The organism is Acidovorax carolinensis (assembly GCF_002157145.1).
Classification (GTDB): domain Bacteria; phylum Pseudomonadota; class Gammaproteobacteria; order Burkholderiales; family Burkholderiaceae_C; genus Acidovorax; species Acidovorax carolinensis.
Genome location: NZ_CP021361.1, coordinates 3,624,231 through 3,647,077, shown reverse-complemented (window position 1 = coordinate 3,647,077; position 22,847 = coordinate 3,624,231). Strand labels below are relative to the sequence as shown.

At 66.9% G+C, this 22,847-nt stretch carries 19 protein-coding genes and 2 pseudogenes; 15 read left to right on the top strand and 6 right to left on the bottom strand.

The window, feature by feature from the left end:
• Positions 1–12 precede the first annotated feature (12 nt).
• From CBP34_RS17150 to CBP34_RS17135, 4 genes are all read left to right on the top strand, one after another.
• Complete coding sequence (locus CBP34_RS17150) at positions 13–1,635, top strand: gamma-glutamyltransferase family protein (protein WP_094099243.1); 1,623 nt, start codon at positions 13–15, stop codon at positions 1,633–1,635.
• Positions 1,601–2,593 carry a DMT family transporter gene (locus CBP34_RS17145; protein ID WP_094098740.1) on the top strand — a complete coding sequence of 331 codons (993 nt, stop codon included), beginning with the start codon at positions 1,601–1,603 and terminating at the stop codon, positions 2,591–2,593. The genes CBP34_RS17150 and CBP34_RS17145 overlap by 35 nt, the downstream gene beginning before the upstream one ends.
• A gap of 135 nt (positions 2,594–2,728) precedes the next feature.
• A complete protein-coding gene (locus CBP34_RS17140) occupies positions 2,729–3,559 on the top strand; it encodes an SDR family oxidoreductase (RefSeq protein WP_094098739.1) in 831 nt (276 codons plus the stop codon).
• Positions 3,560–3,690: 131 nt separating this feature from the next.
• The gene (locus CBP34_RS17135; RefSeq protein WP_094098738.1) at positions 3,691–4,791 is read left to right on the top strand and encodes an ornithine cyclodeaminase; all 1,101 of its coding nucleotides are present in this window, start codon (positions 3,691–3,693) and stop codon (positions 4,789–4,791) included.
• 58 nt (positions 4,792–4,849) lie between these two features.
• Here the strand turns inward: CBP34_RS17135 and CBP34_RS17130 are convergent, their stop codons facing one another.
• Positions 4,850–5,749 carry a DMT family transporter gene (locus CBP34_RS17130; RefSeq protein WP_094098737.1) on the bottom strand — a complete coding sequence of 300 codons (900 nt, stop codon included), beginning with the start codon at positions 5,747–5,749 and terminating at the stop codon, positions 4,850–4,852.
• A gap of 93 nt (positions 5,750–5,842) precedes the next feature.
• On the opposite strand from CBP34_RS17130, the gene CBP34_RS17125 reads away from it, so the two are divergent.
• Together CBP34_RS17125 and CBP34_RS17120 are read left to right on the top strand one after the other, a co-directional pair.
• A complete protein-coding gene (locus CBP34_RS17125) occupies positions 5,843–6,826 on the top strand; it encodes a quinone oxidoreductase family protein (protein ID WP_094098736.1) in 984 nt (327 codons plus the stop codon).
• Positions 6,823–7,653 carry an NUDIX hydrolase gene (locus CBP34_RS17120; RefSeq protein WP_094098735.1) on the top strand — a complete coding sequence of 277 codons (831 nt, stop codon included), beginning with the start codon at positions 6,823–6,825 and terminating at the stop codon, positions 7,651–7,653. Before CBP34_RS17125 ends, CBP34_RS17120 begins: the two co-directional genes overlap by 4 nt.
• 135 nt (positions 7,654–7,788) lie before the next feature.
• On the opposite strand, the gene CBP34_RS17115 is transcribed toward CBP34_RS17120, so the two are convergent.
• On the bottom strand, positions 7,789–8,460 hold the full coding sequence (locus CBP34_RS17115; protein ID WP_094098734.1) for a histidine phosphatase family protein: 672 nt from the start codon (positions 8,458–8,460) through the stop codon (positions 7,789–7,791).
• 219 nt (positions 8,461–8,679) lie between these two features.
• Here CBP34_RS17115 and CBP34_RS17110 point away from each other — a divergent pair.
• The 9 genes and pseudogenes from CBP34_RS17110 to CBP34_RS17070 all read left to right on the top strand — a co-directional run.
• Positions 8,680–9,504: pseudogene (locus tag CBP34_RS17110) on the top strand (IclR family transcriptional regulator); the annotation flags it as partial.
• Positions 9,505–9,514: 10 nt separating this feature from the next.
• Positions 9,515–10,669 (top strand): thiolase family protein, encoded by a 1,155-nt coding sequence (locus tag CBP34_RS17105; RefSeq protein ID WP_094098733.1) that lies wholly within the window; start codon positions 9,515–9,517, stop codon positions 10,667–10,669.
• A gap of 3 nt (positions 10,670–10,672) precedes the next feature.
• Positions 10,673–11,065, top strand: a complete 393-nt coding sequence (locus CBP34_RS17100; protein ID WP_094098732.1) for a Zn-ribbon domain-containing OB-fold protein — start codon at positions 10,673–10,675, stop codon at positions 11,063–11,065.
• Positions 11,066–11,144: 79 nt separating this feature from the next.
• Entirely contained in the window at positions 11,145–12,230 is a 1,086-nt protein-coding gene (locus CBP34_RS17095; RefSeq protein ID WP_094099064.1) for an IS630 family transposase, read from the top strand.
• Positions 12,231–12,291: 61 nt separating this feature from the next.
• Positions 12,292–13,290 carry a tripartite tricarboxylate transporter substrate binding protein gene (locus CBP34_RS17090; RefSeq protein ID WP_208616347.1) on the top strand — a complete coding sequence of 333 codons (999 nt, stop codon included), beginning with the start codon at positions 12,292–12,294 and terminating at the stop codon, positions 13,288–13,290.
• A gap of 67 nt (positions 13,291–13,357) precedes the next feature.
• Positions 13,358–15,462: pseudogene (locus CBP34_RS17085) on the top strand (acetate--CoA ligase family protein).
• 20 nt (positions 15,463–15,482) lie between these two features.
• Complete coding sequence (locus CBP34_RS17080; protein WP_086928260.1) at positions 15,483–16,664, top strand: acyl-CoA dehydrogenase family protein; 1,182 nt, start codon at positions 15,483–15,485, stop codon at positions 16,662–16,664.
• Positions 16,661–17,434, top strand: coding sequence for an SDR family NAD(P)-dependent oxidoreductase (locus CBP34_RS17075; protein ID WP_094098731.1), 774 nt, complete (start codon positions 16,661–16,663; stop codon positions 17,432–17,434). Before CBP34_RS17080 ends, CBP34_RS17075 begins: the two co-directional genes overlap by 4 nt.
• A complete protein-coding gene (locus CBP34_RS17070) occupies positions 17,431–18,453 on the top strand; it encodes a phosphotransferase family protein (protein ID WP_094098730.1) in 1,023 nt (340 codons plus the stop codon). The genes CBP34_RS17075 and CBP34_RS17070 overlap by 4 nt, the downstream gene beginning before the upstream one ends.
• Positions 18,454–18,552: 99 nt before the next feature.
• Here the strand turns inward: CBP34_RS17070 and CBP34_RS17065 are convergent, their stop codons facing one another.
• The 4 genes from CBP34_RS17065 to CBP34_RS17050 form a co-directional block, all read right to left on the bottom strand.
• Positions 18,553–19,542, bottom strand: coding sequence for a Bug family tripartite tricarboxylate transporter substrate binding protein (locus CBP34_RS17065; protein ID WP_094098729.1), 990 nt, complete (start codon positions 19,540–19,542; stop codon positions 18,553–18,555).
• An 84-nt stretch (positions 19,543–19,626) separates the two neighbouring features.
• The gene (locus tag CBP34_RS17060; RefSeq protein ID WP_157896504.1) at positions 19,627–20,223 is read right to left on the bottom strand and encodes an enolase C-terminal domain-like protein; all 597 of its coding nucleotides are present in this window, start codon (positions 20,221–20,223) and stop codon (positions 19,627–19,629) included.
• Positions 20,224–20,398: 175 nt separating this feature from the next.
• Positions 20,399–21,529 (bottom strand): SDR family oxidoreductase, encoded by a 1,131-nt coding sequence (locus CBP34_RS17055; protein ID WP_094098727.1) that lies wholly within the window; start codon positions 21,527–21,529, stop codon positions 20,399–20,401.
• Between the two features lie 13 nt (positions 21,530–21,542).
• Positions 21,543–22,814 carry an ABC transporter substrate-binding protein gene (locus tag CBP34_RS17050; protein WP_094098726.1) on the bottom strand — a complete coding sequence of 424 codons (1,272 nt, stop codon included), beginning with the start codon at positions 22,812–22,814 and terminating at the stop codon, positions 21,543–21,545.
• Positions 22,815–22,847: the final 33 nt, after the last annotated feature.

Below are 22,847 nucleotides of genomic sequence, written 5' to 3'. Positions count from 1 at the left end.
GATAATCGCGGCATGCCATTTCGCTATTCCTCACCTTATGCCAGCACCCGCCTGCCGGTGTTTGCGCGCAACCTCTGTTCCACCTCGCACCCGCTGGCCGCGCAGGCCGGTTTGCGCATGCTGCAGCAGGGCGGCAATGCGGTGGATGCCGCCGTGGCCGCCGCCGCCGCCATGACGCTGTGTGAGCCAGTCAGCAACGGCCTGGGCAGCGATGCGTTCTGCATCTTGTGGGACGGGAAGGCGCTGCATGGCTTGAATGCGTCGGGCCGCGCACCGCAGGCGTGGACGCCGGAGTATTTTCATCGCCGCTACGGCACCGGTGCGGCCACGCCGCCCAAGCGCGGCATCGACTCTGTCACCGTGCCCGGCGCCGTGAGCGCCTGGGTGGCGCTGTCAGAGCGCTTTGGCAAGCTGCCGTTTGCCGACCTCATGGCACCCGCCATCGAGATCGCCGAGCGTGGCTACCTGGTGCCCGTGGTGGTGCAGCAAAAGTGGGCCGCCGCTGTGCCCGAACTGCAATCGCAGCCCGGTTTTGCGCAAAGCTTCATGCCCTGGGGGCGCGCGCCGCAGGTGGGCGAGCTGTTCCAGTTTCCGGCCGCCGCGCGCGCCTTGCGCGCCATTGGTGCCACGCGCGGCGAGGCCTTTTACACCGGCGAAATCGCCCAGGCCATGGCTGCCTTTGCGCAGGCCCACGGCGGCAGCCTCAGCCTGGCGGACCTGGGCGCGCACCGGCCCGAATGGGTGACGCCCATTGCCCGCAACTACCGGGGCTACACGCTGCACGAGATTCCGCCCAGCGGCCAGGGCATTGCCGCCCTGATTGCGCTGGGCATCCTGGAGCAGTTTGACCTGGCCAGCCTGCCGGTGGACGGGCCCGAGGCCCAGCACCTGCAGATCGAGGCCATGAAGCTGGCGTTTGCCGATGTGTACCGCTATGTGGCCGAGCCTTCTTGGATGGAGGTGACCCCCGCGCAAATGCTCGATGACGGCTACCTCGCTTCCCGTGCCAGACTCATCCGCATGAACCAGGCGCAGGATTTTGGGGCGGGCAACCCGGTCAAGGGCGGCACCATCTACCTCACAGCGGCCGACGAGAACGGCATGATGGTGAGCTTCATCCAGAGCAACTTCACCGGCTTTGGCTCGGGCTGCGTGGAGCCCACGTTCGGCATCAGCCTGCAAAACCGGGGCTTTGGGTTCAGCACCGACCCGGCAGGTGCCAACCGGGCCAATCTGGTGGCGCCGGGCAAGCGGCCGTTTCACACCATCATTCCAGCCTTTGTCACGAAGGACGGGCAGCCCGTCATGAGCTATGGCGTGATGGGCGCCAACATGCAGCCCCAGGGCCACATGCAGACACTGGTGCGCATGCTCGACCACGGCCAGAACCCGCAGATGGCCTGCGACGCGCCGCGCTGGCGCTTCAATGCGGGGCTGTCGATCAATGTAGAGGCGTCGATGCAGCCGGCCACCGTGCAGGGCCTGCAGGCGCTGGGCCACCGCATCGATGTGCTGCAGGACTCCTACCAGGACTTCGGCGCCGGCCAGTTCATCTGGCGCATGGGCGACCCCCAGGTGCACGGCTATCTGGCGGCCAGCGATGCGCGCCGCGACGGCCTGGCGGCCGGTTTTTGAATGCGTAGGCGTGAGTTTTAATCAAAAAGTGCCTGCAGCCCAATCTCAGCAAGCGCAAGCAGCTAGAAAAAAGGTAGCAACCGGTTTGGCGTTGGCGCTGTTCGGCGCCATCGCCTTCAGCGGCAAGGCCATCATCGTCAAGCTGGCCTACCGCCACGGCGTCGATGCAGTCACACTCATCATGTACCGCATGCTGTTTGCGCTGCCCATCTTTGCCGTGATGGCGTGGTGGGCCAGCCGGGGCAAGCCGCCACTCTCGCGCCGCGACTGGCTGGGCGTGGTGGGCCTGGGCGTCACGGGCTATTACCTGGCCAGTTATCTCGACTTTGCCGGGCTGGCCTACATCAGCGCCAGCCTGGAGCGGCTCATCCTCTACCTCAACCCCACGCTGGTGATGCTGCTGGGCTGGGCGCTGTATGGCCGCGCCATCCGCTGGGGCCAGGCGCTCGGCATGGCCATCAGCTACAGCGGCGTGGTGCTGGTGTTTGGCCTGGAGGCCCGGCTGCAAGGCGCCGATGCGGCCTGGGGCGCGCTGCTGGTGTTTCTGAGCGCCGTGAGCTACGCCATCTACATGGTCTACAGCGGTGAGATGGTGCAGCGCATTGGCTCGCTGCGGCTGGTGGGCCTGGCCACCACGGTGGCCTGCCTGTGCTGCCTGCTGCAGTTTGTGCTGCTGCGGCCGCTGAGCGCGGCGATGGTGGCGCCCGAGGTGATCTGGCTGTCGGTGCTCAACGCCACGCTGTGCACGGCCGCGCCGGTGCTCATGGTGATGATGGCCATCGAGCGCATTGGCGCCGGCATGGCCGCGCAGACCGGCATGGTCGGCCCGCTGTCCACCATCCTCATGGGGGTGTGGATACTGGGCGAGCCCTTCACGCTGTGGGTGGCCGCGGGCACCGCGCTGGTGACTGCCGGCATTTTCGTGTTCACGCGCATGTCGCGCCACCCGGTGCGTTGATACCCGCAGGCACACTACCCGCCGGGTCAACCGACCGCGCCGTGGGGGCACCGCCGGGCCAGGGCTGTTGCCCGTGCAGGCCCCACTGATAATTTGAAACGGCTGCATGTTGCGGCCAGCAATCGGGAGTTTTTTATGGATCTGGGTATCGCGGGCAAGTGGGCGCTGGTGTGTGGCGCCAGCAAGGGGCTGGGGTTTGGCTGCGCGCAAGCGCTGGTGCGCGAAGGGGTGAACGTAGTCATCAACGCGCGCAATGCCGAAGCGCTGCAGCTGGCTGCTTCTAAATTAATAGCTGCTGGCGCAGACGCTGCAAGCGCCAGAGGCCAAAATGGCACCCAGCCCGTGGTGCTGACGGTGGCTGCCGACATCACCACCCCCGAAGGCCGGGCCGCCGTGTTTGCGGTGCCCGGTGGGCCGGGGCGCGACTTTGACATCGTGGTCACCAACGCAGGTGGCCCGCCCACGGGAGACTTTCGCGACTGGGACCGCGACGCCTGGATCAAGGCGATGGACGCCAACATGCTCACGCCCATCGAACTCATCAAGGCCACGGTGGACGGCATGTCCGCGCGGGGCTTTGGCCGCGTCATCAACATCACCTCCAGCGCGGTGAAGGCGCCCATCGACATCCTGGGCCTGTCCAATGGCGCACGCAGCGGGCTTACCGGCTTTGTGGCCGGCGCCGCGCGCAGCAAGGTTGCGGGGCAGGGCGTGACGATGAACAACCTGCTGCCCGGCAAGTTCGACACCGACCGCCTCGCCACCACGCTGGGCGCAGCCGCCACCAAGACCGGCAAGAGCCTGGACGACATCCGCCGGGCCCAGCAGACGCAGATTCCGGCCGGCCGCTTTGGCACCCCCGAAGAGTTTGGCGCCATCTGCGCATTTCTGTGCAGCGTGCATGCGGGCTACATCACGGGCCAGAACCTGCTGGCCGATGGCGGCGCCTACCCGGGCGCGTTCTGAACGGTTGAGCGGCTGACCCTGCGGCGCGGCGCCCCCGATGCGCCTGCGCAGCATCTGGTTGCAAATTGGCGCATTCCCATGGCCGTGCCGCTCGGGGAAACTGCACTCCAACCCCTGGAGACTTTTCCGCCATGAGCGCCACCGCCCCCACCTCCACCCTGTACCTCAGTGCCCCCGCCATGGCCGGGTTGATCGGCCGCAAGGGCGTGGGCCACTGCATCGCCGGCATTGCGGCCTGCATCCGCGAAGATTTCTTGCGCTGGCCGCAGTTCGAAAAATCGGCCCGCGTGGCCAGCCATTCGCCCGACGGTGTGATCGAACTCATGCCCATTGCGGATGCCGCCACCTACACCTTCAAATACGTCAACGGCCATCCCCGCAACACGCAGCGGGGCCTGCCCACCGTGATGGCCTTCGGCGTGCTGGCCGATGTGGCCACGGGCGTGCCGCTGTTGCTCAGCGAGCTCACCTACACCACGGCCCTGCGCACCGCCGCCATGTCGGCGGTGGCGGCAAGCGCCCTGGCGCGGCCCGACAGCCGGGTGATGGCGCTCATCGGCAACGGCGCGCAAAGCGAGTTCCAGGCCCTGGCGTTCCAGCGCCTCGTGGGCATCACCACGCTGCGCCTGTTTGATACCGACCCGGCTGCCACGGCCAAGCTGGTTGCCAACCTCGACGGCACGGGCCTGCAACTGACGGTTTGCGCCAGCGTGGCCGAGGCCGTGCGCGGCGCCGACATCGTGACCACCCTCACCGCCGACAAGACCCGCGCCACCATCCTCGCGCCCGCCATGGTGGAGCCGGGCATGCACCTCAATGCCGTGGGCGGCGACTGCCCCGGCAAGACCGAGCTGCATGCCGACCTGCTGCGCCAGGCCAGCGTGTTTGTCGAATACGCCCCGCAGACGCGACTGGAGGGCGACATCCAGCAACTGCCGGCCGACTTTGCCGTGACCGAACTGTGGCAAGTGCTGGCCGGCCACGAGCCAGGGCGCACGCATGCCGCGCAGGCCACCGTGTTCGATTCGGTGGGGTTTGCTCTGGAGGATTTTTCCGCCCTGCGCTACATGCGCGACGCGGCTGTCGAGCTGGGCATGGGCGAGCACATGGCGCTGATCCCCGCACTGCCCGACCCCAAGAACCTGTTTGGCGCGTTGCGCCAGTCGGCGGCCAGCGTCAGCCAGCGGGCTGCTGCGCCGGGGCTTGAAGGGGCGCTGGGAAAAGCGCCTTGAAACTCTGCTTTTGATAGCTGCTTGCGCTGATGCAGTAAGCGTCATCGCCGTTTTTTGCTCAGCGACGCGACGACACCACAATTCCGCCCACGATCAGCGCAAACGCCACGGCGTGGTAGCCGCTGGGCGCTTCGCCCAGAAACGCCGCCGACAGCAGGGCCGCAAACAGCGGCGTCAGGTTGGAGAAAAACCCGGCCACCGCCGGCCCGGCCCGCTGCACCCCGATGCCCCAGCAGCGGTAGGCCGCCAGCGCCGGGCCGATGGCAATGAACAGCAGCGCTGCCACCAGCGGCCAGCCCCATGCGATGTGCGTGTGCCCCGTGGCCCACTCGGCGCTGGCAAAGGCGCCCGACCAGGCCAGGCCAAACACCATCTGCCCGGTCAGAAAGGCCGCCCAGTCGCCGCGCACGCTGGCGGGTTCGCTGGTGCGCACCAGCAGCCAGCTGTAGAACGACCACGAAATCGTGGCCAGCAGCATGAACAGATCGCCCGCCACCAGGCGCAGCGCCAGCAGCTGGCTCCACTCGCCCCGGCTGAGCACCGTGAGCACGCCGACCATCGACAGGGCCGCGCCCGCCAGCTGCTGGCGGGTGACGCGCACGCCAAAAAACAGCGCGCCCACCGCCAGCATCCACACCGGCATGCTGGAGCCCACCAGCGTCACGTTGATGGGCGTGGAGGTCTGCAGCGCCAGGTATTGCAGCGCGTTGTACAGGCCCACCCCCAGCAGCCCCAGCAGCGCATAGCGCCGCCAGTGCGGCCACAGCGGGCTGCCCGGGCGCAGCACCTGGTGCGTGAACGGCAGCAGCAGCGCCAGGGCCAGCACCCAGCGCAAGAAATTGAGGGTGATGGGCGGCACCAGGTCGTGCACCATGCGGCCCACCACGGCATTGCCGGCCCACAGCAGCGGCGCCGTCACCAGCAGCGCCGCGGTGCCGGGCGTCAGTCGTTGAGTCATGCCGCCACTGTAACGGCGCTGCGGTGGGCAAGGCTTGCAGATTCATGGCAGGATGGCGACTGCTTGTCGCACCCCTTACAGGAGACCGTTTTCATGAGCCTTGCCGTCCAGATCCGCCAGCATGGTGGCCCCGAAGAACTCCACCTGGTTGACGTGGCCGTGGGAGAGCCCGGGCCGGGCGAAATCCGCATCCGCCACCGCGCCGTCGGCCTGAACTTCATCGACGTGTACCACCGCACGGGCCTGTACCCGCTGAACATGCCCGCCACCATCGGCATGGAAGCCGCCGGCGTGGTCGAAGCCGTGGGCGAGGGGGTTACGCACCTCAAGGTAGGCGACCGCGCCGCCTATGCCAGCCAGCCCCCCGGTGCCTATTGCGAGGCGCGCGTGATGCCCGCCAAATGCGTGTGCAAGCTGCCCGACGCCATCAGTTTTGAGACCGGCGCGGCCATGATGCTCAAGGGCCTCACGGCGCAATACCTGCTGAAAAAGACGCTGCCGGTGGAGGGGCTGCAGCCCGGCGACCATGTGTTGTTCCATGCCGCCGCCGGTGGCGTGGGCCTGATCGCCTGCCAGTGGGCCCGCGCCCTGGGCCTGCAGCTCATTGCCACCGCCGGCACCGATGCCAAGTGCCAGCTGGCGCTGGTCAATGGCGCGGCCCATGCCATCAACTACGCCACTGAAGACTTTGCCGCGCGCGTGAAGGAGATCACCGGTGGCAAGGGCGTGAAGGTGGTGTACGACTCGGTGGGCAAGGACACCTGGGACAAGTCGCTCGAATGCCTGCGGCCGTTTGGCCTGATGGCCAGCTTCGGCAATGCCTCGGGTCCCGTGGCACCGTTCGCGCCGGGCTCGCTGGGCGCCAAGGGCTCGCTCTACGTCACGCGCCAGACGCTGTTCACCCACATCGCCACGCGCGAGGGCACGCAGGCCATGGCCGACGACCTGTTTGCGGTGGTGGCCAGCGGCCAGGTAAAGATCCACATCGACCAGCGCTACCCGCTCGCCGAGGTGCAACAGGCGCACCGCGACCTCGAAGCGCGCAAGACTACCGGTTCGACCATCCTCACGCTGTGACGCGGGCCCCTGCAGCGTCTGCCGCCGACTGGCTGACCACGGCCCGCGCGGCCGCCCGCCAGCCGCCTGCGCAGCAGCGCCTGCCGCTGTGGGTGGCAGGGCAGGCCGTGGGCTCGGTGGCGCAAGGGGTTCTGAGCCAAATCGACCTGTGGCGCCTGTCCGATAAGCGCTACCAGCTCCTGAATCAGGATCAATCGGGCACGCCGGTGTGGCACCTTGATGTGGCGCCCGACGCGGTCACGCCCGCGCTCAACCTGCTGGCGCAGGCCTTGCGCGCCCAGGGCCAATGCGGCCCGTGGCGCAACGAGCAACTGGCGGTGTGCAGCGCCTCGGGCGAGCGGTTGGGAACCATTGAGCGCGGTGCCGTGCGCGTGCTGGGCCTGGCCACGCGGGCCGTGCACCTGGTGGGACTGGCGCCCGATGGCCGCATGTGGGTGCAGCAGCGCGCACACACCAAGCCCAACAACCCGGGCATGTGGGACACGCTGATGGGCGGCATGGTCTCGGCCGCCGACACCCTGACGCAGGCGCTGGAGCGCGAAACCTGGGAGGAGGCGGGTTTGCGCCTGCCCGCGTTGCACGGTGTGGAGCATGGCGGACAGGTGAATTTCAGCCGCCCCAGCCGCGAGGGCGGCGGCATCGGCTACATGGTCGAGCGCATCGACTGGTTTCGCTGCACCGTGCCCGAGGGGCTGGAGCCCCGCAACCAGGATGGCGAGGTGGAGCGGTTCGAACTGTGGAGCCCCGCGCAGGTGCGCGAGCGCATTGCCGCGGGCGACTTCACGCTGGAGGCCGCGCTGGTGCTGGGCGCCTGCTGCGGGCTTTGACAGCCTGCATGAAGCGGGCCGATGCCTCGGTGATCATTCCGTTTCCAAATCATTCGTGTCTAGGCGCGAAGCCGCAGGCAGTGCTGTAGCACGACAAGGCGAAGCAACGACGACGCGGGTGATTTAGAAACGGAATCAGGCGTGCGTCACCCAGTCGGCATGCTCGCGCCCGCCCAGGTGCGGCAGGGTGTTGAAGGTCTGCAGCATCAGCCGCTTGGGCGACACGCTGAACTCCGTCACGGCGCTGTTGCGGATGCGCATGTTCAGCGCAATGGTCACCTCCGGCGCCGTGCCCAGCACTTCGCCCACCGCCGCCGCAATGGGGCCGCCGCTGCTGACCAGCAGCACGTTGTGCCCCGCGTGCTGGTGGCGCACATGCTCCAGCGCGGCGCGCACGCCGCCCGCAAATTCGTCCCAGCTGGGCATGCCCTGCGGGCTGATCACGCCCGCCATCCATTGCGCCAGCGCGTCGCACAGCAGGCGGAAATGCTGGCGGTAGAGCTCGGGCGTGTCGGGTTTGGGCAGCGGTTGCGGGTGGATAGCACGAATGAGCGCCAGGCTGTCGTATTCATTGAGGCCGGGCATCTGCAGCGGCTCGGGGTGGATCTGCAGGCCTTCGGCGATGCCTTCGAGCGTCTGCGTGTGGCGCCGCAGTGTGCCGGTGAGGATGGCGTCAAACGCCTGGCCCTGTGCGCGCCAGTGCTCGCCCAGCCGCACCGCCTGCGCGCGCCCGCGCGGGCTGAGCTGGTCGTAATCGTCCGCGCCAAACGAGGCCTGGCCATGGCGCACTAGGTAAAGGGTTCCCATGGCGCGATTGTGTCTTCCGTCAGGCCTGCGCTGTTGTCGCTGGTGCGACTTGCGCTATCGAAACGTGAGCAAATTTACGCCACCGACAGATGTTGCGGCCATCATCTTGCGGGTGGCTGAAATTTCATTCAATAAAACTTGATCGTCGTGTTTTGACTATGTGATGGTGGCGCTCTAAATTGCGCGAACTGTCTTGAAGGTTTCATCGAAAGAAACTCCATGCCCACTTCAACCCGCCCCAAGGCGGTCATCACCCATGAGCGAGGCGCCACCTCGTCCGTGGAGCGTGCCTTGCGCGTGCTGCGCGTGATGTCCGAAGGTGGCAGTGTGCGCCTGACCGATATTGCGTCAGCGGCGGACCTGGACAAAGCCACGGCACTGCGATTGCTCGACGTGATGGCGCGCGAGGGTTTTGTGAAGCGCGACGCACAAAGCAAGCAGTTCACCCTGGGGCCCGAGCTCACGGTGCTGGGTGCTGCGGCGTTGCGGCGCTTTGACCCGCGCCCTCTGGCACGGCCCAGCCTGATGCGCTTGGCGGGCGTGTTCCAGGACACCGTGGTGCTCTCGATTCGCAGCGGCGTGGAGTCCCTGTGCATCGACGTGGAGGAAGGCACCTACCCCATCCGCGCCAACTACCTCACCGTGGGCAGCCGCCGACCACTGGGCGTGGGTGCGGGCAGTCTGGCGCTGCTCGCCGCGATGCCCGATGACGAACGCGAGGCAGCGCTGGAGACGCTGTCGGGCCAGCTGGAGCGCTACCCGCGCATCACCCCCGCGCTGCTGCGCGAACGCATCGACCAGGCGCGTGAGCGCGGCTATGCCGTGCTGCTGGACGTGGTGGTCGAGCGCATGGGCGGCATTGGCGTTGCCATCCTCGATCCTGAAGGGCGCCCCGTGGCGGCGCTGAGCATTGCATCATTGAACGACCGCATCCTCACGCGCGAGACGGCCCTGGCCCATGCGCTGCTGCACGAGGCCACCGTCTGTCAGGTGCGCTGGGCCGAAGCCACGCGCGCCCACCGCCGACCCGCATCCCCCTCAAGGAGACATCTCGATGACGACAGCTTTGCGTTCCGCTTACCTGCGCGGAGCAGGCGGCACGCCTTTTGGGCGCCACGACGGGCGCAGCGCGCTCGATCTGATGGACGTGGCCGCTGCGCAGGCCATCGAGAGCAGCGGCCTGCAGCGCAATCAGATCGACGGCGTGCTGTGCGGCTATGCCACCACGCTGCCGCACCTGATGCTGTCCACCCTGCTTTGCGAGCGCCTGGCGCTGCGGCCGCAGTACGCACACGGGCTGCAGCTGGGCGGCGCCTCGGGCGCCGCGATGCTGATGGCGGCGCGCGAGCTGGTGCGTTCGGGCCGCTGCCGCAATGTGCTGGTGGTGGCGGGCGAAAACCGCCTGACGGGCCAGTCCCGCGACAGCTCCATCCAGACCCTGGCCCAGGTGGGTGATGCCGATTACGAGGTGCCCAACGGCGCGTCGGTGCCCGCGTATTACGCACTCATGGCCTCGCAGTACATGCACCGCACGGGCGTCACGTCGCAGGACCTGGCCGAATTTGCCGTGCTCATGCGCGCCAACGCGGCCCACCACCCGGACGCGCACCTGCGCACACCCATCACGCTGCAGGAGGTGCTGGCCTCCAAGCCGATTGCCCGGCCACTGTCGCTGCTGGACTGCTGCCCGATCTCGGACGGTGCCATGGCGCTCGTCGTGTCGGCAGAGCCAGCCGCCCAGGGCGCGGTCGCCATGGTGGGCGCCGGCCAGGCACACCGCCACCAGCACCTCACGGCGATGGACGATGTGATGCAGTGCGGAGCTGCCGAGGCGGCGCAACGCGCCTTTGACGAGGCCGGCCTGGGCCTGGACGACGTGGACTACCTGGGCATCTACGACTCGTTCACCATCACTCTGGCCATGCTGCTCGAAGAGATTGGCTTCGCCCCCCGCGGCGGGGCGGCCCGACGCGCCCGTGCGGGCGACTTTGCCCCCACCGGTGCGTTGCCCCTCAATACGCACGGCGGCCTGCTGTCGTTTGGCCACTGCGGTGTGGCCGGCGGCCTGGCCCATGCTGTGGAGACCTGGCGGCAGATGACCGGCCAGGCCGGCGCACGCCAGATCGCGCCGCCGCGCCACGCCTTCATCCACGCGGACGGCGGCGTGATGTCGTCCCATGTCAGCCTGATTCTTTCGCGCGAGGATTGAGCCATGAGTGCCCCCGAAACCACCGCCGCGCGCCCCCTGGCCGCACCTTTCACCGATGGCCTGCGCGAGGGCCTGCTGCGCTATCAGCAATGCGCCCACTGCGGCGGCGCGCAGACGCTGGCACGGTATGCCTGCCAGCACTGCGGCGAGCGCGGTGCATTGCACTGGCGCGACGCGGCGGGCGCGGCCACGGTGTTGGCCGTCACCGAGGTGGCACGCGCTCCGTCCGACGAATTCCGCGCGCTTGCGCCGTACACGCTGGTGATCGTGCAGCTCGACGAAGGCCCGCGCCTCATGGCCCATGCCGTGCCAGGCGTGCGCATAGGCGAGCGCGTGCGCGCGGGCTTCTTCGAGCACCAGGGGCGCACGCTGGTGCGTTTTGCGCCATTGCCCTAGTGTCCTGAGTTAAAAATTCATTGAATTATTTTCTGCCAATGCAATCAGTCGTGTGGTGTCATTGCACGATGAGGTGGCCATGAGCGGAAGACCAAAGACTCCATTGGTGTTGAGCGTGACGGAGCGCGAACAGCTGATCGCGCTGACCAAGCGTCGCAAGACGGCGCAGGCTCTGGCGTTGCGAGCGCGCATCGTGCTGGCCTGTGCCGAAGGTTCGGATAACAAAGTGGTGGCAGCGCGCCAGCGGGTCACGCAGCAGACGGTATCGAAGTGGCGCGGTCGGTTTGTCCAGCTGCGGCTGGACGGTCTGCTTGACGCACCGCGCCCGGGTGCACCGCGTACGATCGACGATGCCCGAGTCGATGCCGTCATCGCCAAGACGCTGGAGTCCGTGCCCGCTGGTGCCACGCACTGGAGCACGCGCAGTATGGCGCGCGCCATGGATGTGTCACAGACGGCTGTGAGTCGAATCTGGCGGGCTTTCGGCTTGCAGCCGCACCGCCATGAAACCTTCAAACTCTCCAGTGATCCGCTGTTCGTCGAGAAGGTGCGCGACATTGTCGGCCTGTACATGGATCCGCCGCTCAAGGCGATGGTGTTGTGCGTGGATGAGAAGAGCCAGATCCAGGCGCTGGACCGTACACAGCCGATCCTGCCGCTGGCACCGGGCATCCCCGAGCGGCGAACCCACGACTACATGCGCCATGGCACGACGACGCTGTTTGCGGCGCTGGACATTGCCACGGGCGAAGTGATCGGGGAGTTGCATCGGCGCCATCGCAGCACGGAGTTCCTGCAATTTCTGCGAACCATCGAAGCCAACGTGCCTGCTGGCTTGGACGTGCATCTGGTGATGGACAACTACGGCACGCACAAGACCCCCTCAATCAGGGCATGGTTCGGCAGACATCCCAGGTTTCACGTGCACTTCACGCCCACCTCTGCATCCTGGCTGAACCAGGTCGAGCGCTGGTTCGCCACCCTGACCGAGAAGTGCATCCGTCGCGGCACGCACAGATCAACAAGACAGCTCGAACAAGCAATCCGCGAATACCTCGAACTCAACAACGCGGATCCAAAACCATTCGTCTGGGCCAAGTCCGCCGACGACATCCTTGCAAGCATCGAAAGATTTTGTCTGCGAATTTCTAACTCAGGACACTAGCCCATTTTCATTTTCTGTTCTTTGACCGGCATTCGTAATAAACCACTACAGGAGACAAGCCATGATGAGCACTGCAATTTCCCACCTGACTTCCCGCCGCCACTGGATCGGCATGGCCTGCGCCGCGCTGTGCACTGTGGCGTCACCGCTGGCATTTGCCCAGGACTACCCGAACAAGCCCGTCAAGCTGGTCGTACCCTACCCGCCGGGAGGCCCCACCGATATCGTGGCGCGCGCCGTCGCCCAAAAGCTGCAGGAGCGCCTGGGCCAACCTTTCGTGGTGGACAACAAGCCCGGTGCAGGTGCCAACCTGGGCGCCGAAACCGTGGCACGCAGCGCGCCTGATGGCTACACGCTGGTGGTGGCCACCACGGCGCACGCGATCAACCCCGCGCTGTTCGCCAAGCTCAACTATTCGCTGCTCAAGGACTTCGCGCCCATTTCTCAGCTCACCAGCGGCCCGCTGGTGATCGTTGCGAACCCGGCTTTTCCCGCCAACAATGTGGCGGAACTCATTGCGCTGGCCAAAAGCCGCAGTGGCGGGTTGAACTATGGGTCTTCGGGCAATGGCCAGTCCACGCATCTGTCGGCCGAACTGTTCAGCGCCATGGCCGGGGTGAAGATGACCCATGTGCCCTACAAGGGCAGTGCGCCTGCGCTGACCGATGTGATGGCTGGGCAGGTGGACCTGATGTTCGACACCATGCTGTCGTCCATGCCGCATGTGAAGGGCGGCAAGCTCAAGGCTCTTGCCGTGACCAGTGCCCAGCGCTCCGCCGTGGCGCCCGACCTGCCCACGGTGGCGGAGTCCGGCCTGTCGGGCTACGAGGCCATCGCATGGAACGGCCTGCTGGCCCCCGCCGGCACGCCCAAGGAAGTGGTCGCGCGGCTGAGCACCGAGCTCAAGGCCGTGCTTGAAAGCCCCGACATTCGCCAGCGCTTCGACGCCCAGGGTTTTGCGGCAGCCTGGAGCGCACCGGTGGCCTATGGCGCCTTCCTGCAGGCCGAGGTCGATAAGTGGGCCAAGGTGGTGAAGGCCTCCGGCGCCAAGATCGACTGAGCCAGCGCTGCTTCATCCACCCCATCCACCCTCTTTCTCTGGCGCGTTGCCCGCGCCCGCTTCCACCATGACTGACCTTCTTGAATCCGCGCTGAATCCGCGCTCCGTGGCCATCATCGGCGCCTCGGACAACATCCACAAGATCGGCGGACGGCCGATCTACTACATGCAGCGCCATGGTTTTCGGGGTGCAATCTATCCGGTCAACCCGGCGCGCGAGGAGATCCAGGGCTACAAGAGCTATGCCTCGCTGTCGGCCTTGCCGGAAGTTCCGGATCTGGCGCTGGTGGTGGTGGGTGGTGACAAGACCGTGGCGGCCGTGGAGGAGTGCGCGGCACGCGGCGTGAAGTCGGCCGTCATCATTGCCTCTGGCTTTGGCGAAACGGGCCCGGAGGGAATGGAGCTGCAGCGCCACATGGTGGCCAAGGCGCGCGCTGCAGGCATGCGGCTGTATGGCCCCAATACCCAGGGGCTGGCCAACTTCGGCACCGGCGCCATCGCGGGCTTCTCCACCATGTTCATCGAAGTGCCGCCCATGGACGGCCCCATCGGCATAGTGAGCCAGAGCGGCGGCATGAGCGCCATGACCTATGGCCTGCTGCGCGGGCGTGGCCTCGGCGTGCGGCACGTACACGCCACGGGCAATGAGGCCGACGTGACTGCGGGCGAGTTGGCACTGGCGGTAGCGCACGACCCTGAAGTGCGTTTGCTGCTGCTGTACCTGGAAAGCATCGCCAACCCCGAGATGCTGGCCGCCGCGGCCGCCCATGCGTGCGAACGCGACCTGCCCATCATTGCCATCAAGGCGGGGCGTTCGGCGCAGGGGCAAAAAGCCGCGTCCTCGCACACGGGCTCGCTGGCGAACGAGGACCGCACGGTAGATGCATTCTTCCGCCACCACGGCATTTGGCGCGTGCGCGACCCGCATGAGCAGGCGCGCGCGGCACAGGCCTACCTCAAGGGCTGGCGCCCCGAGGGCAGGCGCCTGGTGATCATCAGCAACTCGGGCGCCAGCTGCGTGATGGGCGCCGATGCGGCGGAAGACGAGGGTCTGCCCCTGGCGGAGCTGTCGCAGAAAACGCAGGCCGCTGTGGCTGCCCAGTTGCCGGGGTTTGCCACTGCCAGCAATCCCATCGATGTCACCGCGGCGCTGCTGAGCGACAGCGGCCTGTTCGGCAAGGTGCTGCCGGAGGTGGCGCAAGACCCGGCGGCCGACCTTTTCTTTATCAATATCCCCGTGGCCGGTGCGGGCTACGACGTGCAGGCCTTTGCACGTGACGCCGCAGCGTTCGAGGCCACCACGGGCAAGCCCGTGGCCGTGGCTGCCTGGCAGGAGAGTGTGGCCGAGCCGTTCCGCGCGCAGGGAATTGCGACTTTCCCTAACGAGGGCGAGGCACTGGGTGTGCTGGCACAGGTCGCGAACCATACGGCATTGATGCGTCGGCAACGCGTGGCATGGCCAGCGCTGCCCGAGGTGGCCCTGCCAAAGGGCGCGCAGGGCTTCCTGAACGAGGCCGACAGCCTGGCGCTGCTGGCGCGCCATGGCGTGCCTACCGTCCCGATGTACCTGTGCCGCTCGGCGCAGGAGGCGCGCAATGCGTTCGACGCCATCGGTGGTGCGCCCGCTGTGGTCAAGGCCTGTTCTGCCGAGGTGCCGCACAAGACCGAACATGGCCTGGTGGCGCTGGGCGTGGCCACATCCGAGCAGACCGGTGTGCTGTACGAACGCTTTGACGCGAAGATGACGGAGATGGGTGTGGCGCGCGACGGCGTGATCGTGGCCGCTACGCGCAAGGGGCGGCACGAGTTCATGGTCGGCGCGCGCATCGACCCGGTCTTTGGCCCGGTGGTCGTGGTGGGCGATGGCGGCAAGAACGTCGAGGCGCTCAAGGATTGCGCGGTGCTGCTGCCGCCCTTCAGCCAGGACGAGGTGGTTCGCGCCCTGGGCACCCTGCGCATCGCTCCGCTGCTGGGGGCGTGCGTGGCGATCCGCCGCTGGATGTGCAGGCGCTGGCCGGTATTGCTGTGGCCGTGGGGAAGGTGATTGCCGGTGCCGGTGGCGCTATCGGATCAATCGACCTTAACCCCGTCATGGTGGGGGCTGCGGGTGAGGGCGCCATAGTCGTGGATGCCCTGGTGGAGTGCGCCGCATTGCCGGCAAGTGGTGTGTAGACGCTGTAAGGACTTATCCCATGGACTTTTCTCTTTCCCCCGAAATCCGGGAACTGCGCGACAGGACGCGACAGTTCATCGCCGAGCAGGTCATTCCGCTCGAAAACGACGAACGCCAATCGTCCCACGGCCCCAGCGAGGCGCTGCGCCGCGAACTGGTCGCCCGCGCCCGCACCGCCGGCCTGCTCACGCCCCACGCCTCCCGCGAGATGGGCGGCCTGGGCCTGAGCCATGTGGCCAAGGCCGCGGTGTTCGAGGAGGCTGGTTACTCCTGGCTCGGCCCGACGGCGCTGAACATCCATGCGCCCGACGAAGGCAACATCCACCTCATGGAAGAAGTGGCAACGTTGGCGCACAAGGAGCGCTGGCTGCGCCCCCAGGTGGCCGGTCACATCCGCTCGTGTTTTGCCATGACCGAGCCCTCGCCCGGCGCGGGTGCCGACCCCTCCATGCTGGCCACCACGGCGGTACGCGACGGCGATGACTACCTCATCAATGGCCTCAAGTGGTTCATCACCGGTGCCGAGGGCGCGGACTACGCCATCGTGATGGCGCGCATGGAAGACGGCTCGGCCACCATGTTCCTCACCGACATGGACCGCCCCGGCATCACGCTCGAGCGCAGCATGGATGCCATGGACAGCTGCTTTACCGGTGGGCATGGCGTGCTGCGCTTTGACAACCTGCGCATCCCCGCCACCGACGTGCTGGGCGAGATCGGCAAGGGCTTTCGCTACGCACAGGTGCGCCTGGCCCCTGCACGCCTGACGCACTGCATGCGCTGGCTGGGCCAGGCACGCCGCGCCCACGATGCGGCCCTGGCCTACACACGCCGCCGCCAGGCCTTTGGCAAACCGCTGGCCGAGCACGAAGGCGTGGGCTTCATGCTGGCAGACAACGACATGGACCTGCACACGGCCCGCCTGCACATCTGGCACACCGCATGGCTGCTGGACCAGGGAGAAAAGTGCAACTTTGAATCGAGCCGCGCCAAGGTGGTGTGCTCGGAGGCCGAGTGGCGCGTGGTCGACCGCAGCGTGCAGATGCTCGGTGGTTCGGGGGTCACGTCGGAATCTCCCGTGATGCGCATCTTTACCGACATGCGGGCCTTTCGCATCTACGACGGCCCCAGCGAAGTGCATCGCTGGAGCATGGCGCGCAAGCTGGTGCACCTGGCAGAGAAGGCGGAGGCGGCGCAATGAGCCAGACTTTGGATCGTTTCCGGATGGACGGAAAAATTGCCCTGGTCACCGGCGCATCTGGCGGGCTGGGCCAGCACTTTGCGCAGCTGCTGGCCAGCGTGGGCGCGCGCGTGGCCTTGGCCGCCCGCCGTGCCGACAAGCTGCAGTCGGTGGTGGACAGCATCATCCACGATGGGGGCGAGGCGCGCGCACTGTCGCTGGACGTGACCGACACCGCCAGCGTGCGGCAGTGTTTTGACGAACTGGCCAGTTGGGGGGCGCCTGACGTCGTTGTGAACAACGCCGGCGTCACCGTCACGCGGCCGCTGCTGGAGCAGGCCGAAGAAGATTTTGACCATGTGCTGGACACCAATCTCAAAGGCAACTGGCTGGTGGCCACCGAGGCCGCGCGGCGCATGGTTGCTGCGGGACGCGGTGGCAGCATTGTCAACATTGCGTCCATCCTGGGTGAACGCGTGGCCGCGGGCGTGGCGCCCTACGCCATTTCGAAGGCGGGTGTCATCCAGGCCACCAAAGCCATGGCGCTGGAGCTGGCGCGCCACCGCATCCGCGTCAACGCCCTGCTACCGGGTTATGTGGTGACCGATCTGAACCGCGATTTTCTTGGCAGCGAAGCGGGCGACAAGCTGCGCAGCCGCATTCCGAGCCGGCGCTTTGGCGAGATGAGTGACCTGGACGGTCCGCTGCTGCTGCTGGCATCGGACGCTGGCGCCGCGATGTCCGGATCGACTATTGCCGTGGATGGCGCACACCTGGTGAGTTCGCTGTGAGCACACCGTTTCCCATCGAACCCCTCGCACAATACCTGCGCGCACAAGGCCTCGCGGGCAACGAAGCGATCGAGGTCGCCGCGCTGTCAGGGGGGCAGTCGAACCCCACCTTCCGCGTCACGGCCGGCGAACACGCCTACGTGGTGCGCAAGAAGCCTGCCGGCGTACTGGCCCCGTCGGCCCATGCCATTGACCGCGAATACCGCGTCATGCGGGCGTTACAGGAAACCGACGTGCCGGTGCCGCGCATGCGGGCCTACTGCGAGGACGCGTCCATCCTCGGCACACCGTTCTACGTGATGGATTTCCTGCAGGGCCGCGTGTTCATGGACCCGGCCCTGCCGGACAGCACGCCCGCAGAGCGCGGCGCACTCTACCGCGAGATGGGTCGCGTGATGGCCGCGCTGCACAGCGTGGACCATGTGGCCCTGGGCCTGGCGGACTACGGCCGCACGGGGCGCTATGTCGAACGCCAGATCGACCGCTGGTCGCGCCAGTGCCGTGCGCTGTCCGTGCCGCTGGACAATGCGATGCGCGCGCTGATGGATTGGCTGCCTGCGCATCTGCCTGCGGGCGACGAAACCACGCTCGTGCATGGCGACTACCGCATCGACAACCTGGTGTTTCACCCCACCGAGCCCCAGGTGATCGGCGTGCTCGACTGGGAGCTGTCCACTCTGGGCGACCCGTTGGCCGATCTGGCCTACCACTGCATGGCCTGGAACGTGCCGCCTGCGCTATGGCGCGGCATCGGTGGGCTGGACCTGGCTGCGCTGGGCATCCCGAGCGAGGCGCAGTACCTGGCCAACTACCGTGCCGCCACGGGGCGCGACGCGCAGGGTCACTGGTCGTTCTACATGGCCTACAACCTGTTTCGCATGGCGGCCATCCTCTACGGCATTGCACAGCGCGCAGCCGATGGAAGTGCGGCGTCGGCAGATGCCGAGGAAACCGGCCGCAAGGCCGGTCCGCTGGCCCAGCTTGGCTGGGAGTGGGCGCAGCGCCATACAGCGCGGTAGGGCTGGCCCGCCGGGCGACTGGCGTTTTCCTGGCGCGGCGCAGGCGGGAGCCCCGCCAACCCCTCGCCCGGCTGTGCAGGGTTGCTCGCCTGCCCAGGATCACTCCGGTGTGATGCCTGCGGTGGCGATGAGATCACGCCACTTGATGGTTTCGCTGCGTGTGAACTGCTCCAGCGCTGTACTGGAGCTACCTTCGATGCTGAAACCCAGGCCCGCAAACCGGTCCACGACGTCCTTGGACTGCGTGAATTGCGTGAACTGCTGGTTCAGTGCCTGAACGATGGGGGCGGGTGTGCCCGCCGGCGCGTACACGGCCATCCAGTAGCCCAGGTCAAATCCGGCCATGCCAGGCGCGCTGGAAAGACTGGACACGCCGGGCAGCAAGGGGTGCGATTGTGCCGTGGTGACCCCCAGCGCTTTGAGCTTTCCGCTGCGCAGCTGCGGCAGGGCAGACTGCACGTCGACGAACACGGTCGATGTCTGTCCGCCCAGCACGTCGGTGATCGCAGCCGGGCCGCTCTTGTAGGGCACGTGGATCAGCTCCAGCTGAGACTTGAGCGCCAGGGTGGCGCCCGACACGATGCCGGAGCTGTTGGAACTGGCATAGCTCGCCTTGCCCGGGTTCGTCTTGGCGTAGGCGACGAACTCCGCCAGGCTGTTGAACGGTGCGTCGGTGCGTGTGGCGAGCACGAAAGCCCCTTTGCCGAGCAGTGAAACCGGGGCGAAGTCCTTCTGGGGATCATAGGGAAGCGACTTCACCAGGCTGGGGTTGGCGGCCTGCGTGGTGTTGGTGGTGATCAGCAGTGTGTAGCCATCCGGGCGGGCCTTGGCGACAGCTTCGGCGCCAATGGCGCCGTTGGCGCCGGCCCGGTTGTCGACCACCACGGGTTGCTTCAGTGCGTCCGACAGCTGTTGCGCTGCCAGCCGGGCGATCGTGTCCGTCGCCGTGCCGGCGGCAAAGGGCACGATGATGCGGATGGCCTTGCTGGGGTAGGTCTGTGCCTGTGCGTGCAGTGCCGCAAGGGCAGCGGGGGCGAGCAGGAACGCCAGTGCAGCGCGGCGGGTGGCTGGCTTCAAGGACAGGGTCATGGATGTCTCCTTCAAACAGGGGGATAGAAATGTGCGCAATGAGCGCTTGGCTCTGTGGCCGCGGAAAAAAAGGGGCGGCTGCGTTCAGGCGGTCTGTCTTCGCTGGTGGTAAGCCAGCTTTTCCGGGTCCAGGGTGGCGCCGAAACCGGGGCCGTCGGGCACGCACAGGGCGAAGTCGTCGTAGCGCAGCGCGCTGATGGCCACGTCGTCGACCAGCAGCTGGGGGCCGAACAGCTGGCATCCCCATTGCAGGTCGGGCAGGGTTGAATACAGCTGTGCGCTAGCCGCAGTGCCGATGGCCCCTTCTATCATGGTGCCGCCAAAAATCGCGAGCCCCCCCGCGCTGGCCATGTGGGCGAACTGGGCTGTGCGCATCAGGCCGCCGTGTCTCGTGACCTTGATCGACAGTGCGTCGCAGGCATGGGTGCTTGCATAGGCCATGGCTTCCTGCGGTGTGGTCACCGCTTCGTCGGCCATCACGGTGATCGGGCTGGCGCGGGTCAGGCGCCGCATGGCATCGATGCTGGCCGCATGCACGGGCTGCTCCACCACCGCAATGCTGCCGGCGTGCAGCGCCGGGATCGCCCAGCGCGCCGTGGCTTCGTCCCAGGCCTGGTTGACGTCGACACGCACCGTGGCTGCCTCGGGCAGGGCGTCGCGGATGGCCGTGGCGCGTTGCACGTTGGCACGCGGATGCCGGTGCCGATCTTCACGGGCAGCTCTCTCAGCCCGGTCACGTCCTCGTCGGTGTGGATTTGCACGATCACCAGGGTGTGGCCCGCCATCGTGGTCATCGCCAGCCGGTGCGCACGCTGCAGGCGCAGGTCGACGATGGTGCTTGTGATGCGCTCGATCTTCACGCCCGCGCCTCGGCCGGCGTGGGCAGCAGCCGGCGTTGCTGCAGCTGGCCGAACCACTTGCGGAACATGTCTTCGGTGTCCATGCAGGCCGCAAAACCTGCCTGGCGGATCTTCACCGAGCTCATGATCACGGGCGGCAGCGGCCCCGTCTTGCCATGGTTCATCTGGAAGTCGGCATAGGTGGCGCCCTGACCGATGAAGGCCGCCAGCTCGCGCGGGGCGGCCAGCTGGTACTTGTCGACGATGCGCTCCCACGCTTTCTGCTGGCCCGGTACGGTGGCGCCCAGGGACTGCGGCTCGGGCTCGCCCACAGGCATGCCGAGCGCGTCGGCAATGGCAGGCCAGACGTTCTGCCACACGAATACGTCGCCGTTCTCGAGGTTGAAGGTTTCGTTGCGCGCGTTGGGTGCCTCTGCGGCCCAGGCACAGGCCTGGGCGATCAGGTCGGCGTCAATGGCCTGGTTCACGCGCGCGGGCCCTCCGGGGTACGACAGGGGCAAGCCTTGCTCGTGGCGCAGCCAGGCATAGACGCCGATGGCCGGAATCGGGTTCATATGGCTGCCCATGGCATCCCCAAACACGATGCGCGGGCGCATGATGGTGAAATGCCATCCCGTCGAAGTTGAGGCCTTGGCCTGGCGTTCGCGCAGGAAGTCTTCCTGCAGCCAGTAGAAGTTCTCGTGCGCGTCGCGCGGCCAGCGCTCGCGCGCGGGCACCGCGATTTCGGGATGGATGTGCACACCGTAGGCCTTGCCGCCTTGCATGATGGTGACGTGGCGCAGCGCACCACCGGGGCGGTCCAGGGGTTCGACCACGTTGCGCAGCATCTGCAGGTTGGTGCGCATCTGGTCCTGGTCGCGCCAGCCGCCGACAAGTCCGCCGGGCTGCTCGTATACCGCGGCATAAACCACATGGGTGATGTCGTCGCGGCTTGCCAGAGCTGCAGCGCAGGCGGCGCTGTCCTGCAGGTCCAGCTGCAGGGCTTCAGCCCCGGGCGGTGGAGTGATCGGGCGGCGGGCCACGCCGATGGCGCGCCAGCCGGGCAGGCTCGCGAAGTGGCGCAGGCAGGCCTGGCCCACCACGCCCGTGGCGCCCACGATGAGGGCGGTCTTCCCGGGAGTCGTCATGGCGAAGGCGCCCTCACTTCTTGTTGACCATGGGGCACTTGGACTGCGCCAGCGGCAGGAAGGCCTTGTCACCCGGCACGGTGGCCACGAGCTTGTAGTAGTCCCAGGGGTACTTGGACTCGGCCTGTTGCTTGACCTCGAACAGGTACATGTCATGCACCATGCGGCCGTCTTCGCGGATGCGGCCGTTCTTGGCGAAGAAGTCATTGATGGGCGTGGCCTTCATCTGCGCCATGACCGTTGCCGTGTCATCGGTCTTGGCGGCCTGCACGGCCTTGAGGTAGTGCATGGTCGACGAGTAGGCGCCTGCCTGACTCATGTTGGGCATCTTCTTCATCTTCTCGAAGTAGCGCTTGGACCACGCGCGGGTTGCGTCGTTCATGTCCCAGTAGAAGGCCTCGGTGAGCATCAGGCCGCCCGCCGTGCGCAGGCCGATGGCGTGGATGTCGTTGATGTACATGAGCAGCCCGGCCAGGGTTTGCTTGCTCTTGCCCTGGGTCAGGCCGAACTCGCGCGCAGCCTTGATGGTGTTCACGGTGTCGCTGCCGGCATTGGCCAGACCGACGACCTGGGCCTTGCTGTTCTGGGCGCTCAGCAGGAAGGAGGCGAAGTCGGTCGCGGCGATGGGGTGCTTGGCGGCTCCGAGCACCTTGCCGCCTTGGGCGTTCACCACGGCGCTCGCCTGCTCCTGCAGGCTGTGGCCAAAGGCGTAGTCGGCGGTGATGAAGTACCACTCCTTGCCTCCGCGTTGGGTGATGGCGCTGGCCGTCACGTTGGCCAGCGCGTAAGTGTCGTAGACGTAGTGCACTGTGCTGGGCATGCACAGGTCGTTGGTGAGCCGGTCGGTGCCGGGACCGTTGAAGATGATGACCTTCTGCTTTTGTTTGGCCACTTCGAGCACTGCCAGCGCCGGCGCGGAAACCGCCACATCCATGATGGCGTCCACCTTGCCGTTGTCAAACCATTCACGCGCCTTGTTGGCGGCGACATCCGCCTTGTTCTGGTGGTCCGCCACCAGCAGTTCGATCTTCTTGCCCAGGACCTGGCCGCCGAAGTCGTCGATGGCCATCTGGATGGCCGCCGCGCTGCCTGGGCCGGTGATGTCGGCAAACGGACCGCCGAGGTCCGTGAGAATGCCTAAGCGCACGATGTTGTCGGAAATTTTTACGTCCTGCGCTGTGACCGCAGTGGTCGCGGCCAGCAGGGCCACGCTGGTGCAGAAGGCGCGGCAGGCGCGTTGCAGGGGGCTGCGAAGAAGATGGGTGCGGGGGGTGTCGTGGTGCATGGTGGTCTCCTTGGGGTTTTTGTGCGTGTGGGA

Coding starts and splice junctions, on each gene's coding strand:
- CBP34_RS17075 (WP_094098731.1), top strand. CDS start 16,661: ATGAGCCAGACTTTGGATCGTTTCCGGATGGACGGAAAAATTGCCCTG.
- CBP34_RS17130 (WP_094098737.1), bottom strand. CDS start 5,749: ATGACTCAACGACTGACGCCCGGCACCGCGGCGCTGCTGGTGACGGCG.
- CBP34_RS17055 (WP_094098727.1), bottom strand. CDS start 21,529: ATGACGACTCCCGGGAAGACCGCCCTCATCGTGGGCGCCACGGGCGTG.
- CBP34_RS17115 (WP_094098734.1), bottom strand. CDS start 8,460: ATGGGAACCCTTTACCTAGTGCGCCATGGCCAGGCCTCGTTTGGCGCG.
- CBP34_RS17090 (WP_208616347.1), top strand. CDS start 12,292: ATGATGAGCACTGCAATTTCCCACCTGACTTCCCGCCGCCACTGGATC.
- CBP34_RS17050 (WP_094098726.1), bottom strand. CDS start 22,814: ATGCACCACGACACCCCCCGCACCCATCTTCTTCGCAGCCCCCTGCAA.
- CBP34_RS17080 (WP_086928260.1), top strand. CDS start 15,483: ATGGACTTTTCTCTTTCCCCCGAAATCCGGGAACTGCGCGACAGGACG.
- CBP34_RS17145 (WP_094098740.1), top strand. CDS start 1,601: ATGCGCGCCGCGACGGCCTGGCGGCCGGTTTTTGAATGCGTAGGCGTG.
- CBP34_RS17125 (WP_094098736.1), top strand. CDS start 5,843: ATGAGCCTTGCCGTCCAGATCCGCCAGCATGGTGGCCCCGAAGAACTC.
- CBP34_RS17100 (WP_094098732.1), top strand. CDS start 10,673: ATGAGTGCCCCCGAAACCACCGCCGCGCGCCCCCTGGCCGCACCTTTC.
- CBP34_RS17095 (WP_094099064.1), top strand. CDS start 11,145: ATGAGCGGAAGACCAAAGACTCCATTGGTGTTGAGCGTGACGGAGCGC.
- CBP34_RS17135 (WP_094098738.1), top strand. CDS start 3,691: ATGAGCGCCACCGCCCCCACCTCCACCCTGTACCTCAGTGCCCCCGCC.
- CBP34_RS17150 (WP_094099243.1), top strand. CDS start 13: ATGCCATTTCGCTATTCCTCACCTTATGCCAGCACCCGCCTGCCGGTG.
- CBP34_RS17065 (WP_094098729.1), bottom strand. CDS start 19,542: ATGACCCTGTCCTTGAAGCCAGCCACCCGCCGCGCTGCACTGGCGTTC.
- CBP34_RS17105 (WP_094098733.1), top strand. CDS start 9,515: ATGACGACAGCTTTGCGTTCCGCTTACCTGCGCGGAGCAGGCGGCACG.
- CBP34_RS17140 (WP_094098739.1), top strand. CDS start 2,729: ATGGATCTGGGTATCGCGGGCAAGTGGGCGCTGGTGTGTGGCGCCAGC.